Raw genomic sequence first — 4,543 nt, 5'->3', positions numbered from 1 at the left:
TTTACGTTCTTGCTTTTTATTGTAAATTCTAATAAAAACAAATACCAAATTCAACCCCCCCTCTTTTGTTATATTAATTCTATTAACCAATAAAATAATTTTGCGCCTTCCAATTCCACTGAGCTACAATCGAATACGCTTTTTCTTCAACATCTGAATCCGCATCATCCACTCGTACCAAATCACCATCTTCAATATCATCTAAATTCAATTGCTTATGCACTTCTTTCAGCAATCCGCCATATGAAATCATGCGTTTTCGATACAATCCTTCTTCCAAGTCCTTTACAACCTCTAAATCATTTTCTAGATTACCAGTCAAATAGTCAGAATCCTTAACCGAATATTTTGCAGTTTCTTGCACCGCTGCTTGAATCGCAGTGAACTCTTTTTCCTTATTACGTTTTTTATTTTTTACAGCCTCAATATGAACGACTGGCACATAATCCAGCTTCATGGCTTTTTGCCAAAGGCTTGTCCAATCTTTTTGCGCTAAATAATTTTCGCTATCTCTAAAATATTTCGACTCAACACATAGCAAAACATGCATGTGCTGATTATACGAACCATCTTTTTTATTTACGGTTACTTCTGTTGATCGCATGAAGCCAATCATATTTTGAGATACTTTTTTATATTTCATTAAACGATTAAAACCTTGTGCCATTACTTTCAAACTCTTATCCAATGTTTCACCATCAAATACGTTTTTTACTGTCAGCGTTAAAAATAACCAACGGGCTTTCGGTTTTTGACGAATCACTTCTTCTACAACATTTTTTGTCTGTAAACTTCTCTTCATCGTCTTCCTCCAATTGCACATCGGACATAACGGTGACTTACAAAACCATGCATTTGCTAATTTCATGCGTCCTTCATATGTAATATCAAATTCTAAAATTTCACCACAACCGGAAACCCGTTCTGCTTTTTTAAAATGCAATATTTCTAACAACTCAAAATAACCAATATTCGCTAGCTTTTTTTCTTTCCAAGGTTGAGTTTTCCCGTTTGCCTTTTTATCACAAAGTACTGTTTTTTGGTCTAAATCCATGTTATCATGGGTACACATGTAAATATAAAAATCTCCTTTCAGGATTCCTGAAGGGTACAAAAATCCCTATGTTATTTGATTTTGATTCGACACCTTAATCATAACACGTTGGGATTTTTTTGTATATTTTTCTTTCAACACTTAAAAATGCCACAAACCCAGTCACATCAAGCCTTTGAAGTACTTTCGAAAAATCTTGTTATTTCTATATGTATCAAGATAAGAAGAACTCCAATTTGCTACCGCAAATTTCCGTTCCCAAAAACAAAAACCCCCAAAAAAATGGGGTTTTTTTTATATAAAAAAATCAAAGTATATATTTTTTTATATATTTTTTCTATCTTCCCAAATCTTTATTACGCTCACGAGCCTGCTCTCGCTTTTCTAGGCGCTCAAATTCGCCCGCTGATACCTTTTCCTTCACTTTTCCTACAAACTCCTTAAAAACGCTTTTAAACGTCTTTAAATCGCTTGTACGGGCTTTTAAGAAGTCTTTGGTGAATTTATATATCTCTCCGATTTCAGCCTTTAAATCGCTTATATGAGCCTTTAAATTACGGTTTTCCAGCGAAAGCTTTTCGTTTTCATCGACTAACTCACCTATCGTATTTGCGAATTCACTGTTTTCAGCATTCAATTTTTTATTTTCTCGCACAAGATCCGTAGCTAATAATCGCTTGTAATCGTCTTTGACTTCTAACGCAGCCGTTCCAATTTCCATTACTTTTTTTAACTCGGCAGGACTAACTACAAAATTCCCTGTTGCCACTTTTTTCTCTTCTGTACCGAAAAGCCCTGTTTTCACTTTTTCGATTTTGAATTCTTTTTCTGCTTTGATATTAAATGTTCCAGTCGGAATTTTTTCGAGTAATTTTTGCTTGAGTTCAATTTTTTCATCCAGCTGTTGCAACTCTATTTCTTTTTCCGTAATTTGCTTTTTGACCTCTTTAAATTCATGAATGTCCTCGATGTTATTTTCTTTTGTTTTCCCAGTTGCACGTTGCACATCAAAACCACGATCACGTAAAAATTTCGGCAATTCATCATGAATGTAATTTATTTTCACTTTGTTCATGGAAACACGAGCTTGCAGTTTGCCGTTCTCTTTGTTCACTGGTACAAAATGCAGATGCATGTGAGGTGTCGTTTCGTCTTTATGAATTTTCGCACTTACGACATTTTCTTTTCCGAATTCCTCACAGAAAAATTCATAGCAAGCCTTGAAATAATCATCGGTTTTTTGCTCGCCCCAAATTTTCGCTTGTTCTTCAGGCACAGTCAAAATATTGGAGTACATGACGACAGAATTTTTTTGTACACGAGAGCCATTCGCTTTTAAATCATCTACTCGATCTTTGACACGCTGGTATAAATTTTTATCCGAATCAACCAGCTCCATATTATTTTTTGTTCGGTCCGAATCAATATCTTTGTTCGAAATTTTGCCTTTTCGCTCTTGCTCCATCTCTTTGCCTTTGACATCTTTAATGTAATTTTTTTGTGTGTTCCAAGCCAATTCCATGTGAGTGATACCCCCGATACTCTTAGCAAATTTATTTGCCAAGAGTATAGCACGTTATACTCTCGCAAGCGAGAGAACGTGCTCTGCCGAGGGCTGTTTCGGGCTAATCGCCCGACCGGAAACGTGCTGAGCGCACATTGTTTCCGAAGGTCAAAAGCAAAAAACAGAATGGTGGCCAATCGTTAATTTACGATTAGCAGCCATTCCGTTTTTCCAAAAACCGAACACCCCAAAAAGACTTTTTCAATCGCAAGGATCGGGTAGTATTTTTCAAAACGCTACGCTGAAAAATCTCCACCCTTTCCTCCTTGCAATCGAAAATTTTTCGGGCAGTGTATCGGTCATACCCCCGATATACGAAAAAATGGAGCTTTGTATATCGGATTTTGCCTTTCAATTGTCGCCCGAAAAACCGTCAAACTTGCCGACCAAATATTTTTCATGTGCCAGGTGAAATCTTCGCAGTGAAAAGCACCCCCTCAACCAAAAAAATGGAGGGGAAAAACCTTTTTCGTGAAACAGAAATTTTATGTCGAGAAAGTCTCTTTATCGTTAGGGCTTGCTTATGCAAGTGGAATCTGACGGTCAAGTGAACCTTGAAATAAAATAACTCTTTAAAATCTTTTGCTAGTTGTTCTTCAATATTTTTTATTCGGTGCATCTTCCAAGTAAAGTATAACACACTAGACTTATTTACTACGTTTCATAAGTCATTAATGCGTGTGCTCTGCGAGGCTAGTTTTTGTGCAAGCACAAAAAATGGACTGAACAAGTCAGCCCATAAATTCAAAACCTAAACCCAAGCAACCAAAAATGTGGTTGCTAATAAAATTAATTCTCATAATTATTACGAATAAAATTCTCAATATTTTTTTCGTAATTTGGATAGTTATAATTTCCTAAACAACTTACTTTATTTGAATAATATTTAAATAATTCACAACAAAGCTTAAAAGATTGGTATGTCTTTCTATATCCATTCATCTCAAAAGTAGCTAAAAACATATTGAATTCTTTATCAGTTAAATATTTGTTTATAAACTTATAATTCTTTCCTAAACTAAAATCAAAACCCCTATTAAAGCCAATATACCAAGAAATCATTCTTAATAATTCAGGACGTAAAATATTATTGAAATGATCTAAAGCAAATAATATTTCTCTTCTAAAAACACCCTTTGCTACATACGTTGAGACACTCCAAAACTCATTACAGCAATCATAAAATTCTCGTTCTGTTGGTTTTTTTAACCAATAATTTGAGTCATCTGGAACAATTTCTTGAATTACTAAATTATCTTTATCAACTAAAATTTTTACAAGACCATCAGAATCACTAAAATAACGATTTAAATCTTTTAAATTAATTAATGTAATATCCATTTTTATGCCATCTTTAAAATACATTATATAACTGTAACCATAATCTAAATCAGGTGGGAATAATTCCATATCTTCTGGTTTCTGTATAAACAATAATTCTCCAAATAAACTTAACCAACTTTCTTCATGTGTGAAACACTCAATATCTGATACGAAAAAAGCAAAATCATAATCTTGAAACTTATCTTTTTTTATATTTTCATTAGTTCTTGAACCCTCGAGAGCAATAATTTTTACATTGCTTCGTTGATAAGCAAATTCAGAAACTAAATTTAAAATTTCTTTTTCAGTCCTCATTGTTTTTTCACTCCCAAAATCTAAATTCACGCTGCCAAAAATCAATCTGCTTTTGCAATTGTTTTTCGTTTTCTCGTAAAGTCAATTTCATTATTTCAGTTAAATCAATTGGAGATATTTCTTTGATTATTTTTTTATATTTATATTTAGTTCTCTTATTCAATTCTCCCCATTTGCCTTCTTCATGAATTAACATGTAAACCATTGCTTGTTCATTTAATTTTTCTGGCGAAGTCCAATCTGGTTTCAAGATATGTAAATCATTAAAACAATCATTCCAATAATCC

The 4,543-nt window shown here is 33.5% G+C and carries 3 protein-coding genes and 1 pseudogene; all 4 read right to left on the bottom strand.

The window, feature by feature from the left end; translation table 11 throughout:
* Nucleotides 1-82: 82 nt before the first annotated feature.
* Nucleotides 83-1,072, bottom strand: a complete 990-nt coding sequence (locus tag AWV70_RS05425; RefSeq protein WP_082713478.1) for a protein rep — start codon at nt 1,070-1,072, stop codon at nt 83-85.
* Nucleotides 1,073-1,391: 319 nt separating this feature from the next.
* The gene (mobV, locus tag AWV70_RS05420) at nt 1,392-2,576 is read right to left on the bottom strand and encodes a MobV family relaxase (protein ID WP_060204992.1); all 1,185 of its coding nucleotides are present in this window, start codon (nt 2,574-2,576) and stop codon (nt 1,392-1,394) included.
* Nucleotides 2,577-3,407: 831 nt separating this feature from the next.
* On the bottom strand, nt 3,408-4,256 hold the full coding sequence (gene str, locus AWV70_RS05415; RefSeq protein ID WP_010711054.1) for a streptomycin adenylyltransferase Str: 849 nt from the start codon (nt 4,254-4,256) through the stop codon (nt 3,408-3,410).
* 7 nt (nt 4,257-4,263) lie between these two features.
* A pseudogene (locus tag AWV70_RS05410) lies at nt 4,264-4,543 on the bottom strand (replication initiation protein); the annotation flags it as partial.

This window comes from Sporosarcina koreensis (assembly GCF_001531445.1).
Lineage (GTDB): Bacteria > Bacillota > Bacilli > Bacillales_A > Planococcaceae > Sporosarcina > Sporosarcina koreensis_C.
Note: the sequence above shows the minus strand (reverse complement) of the source record. Positions and strands in the feature narration are given on the sequence as shown.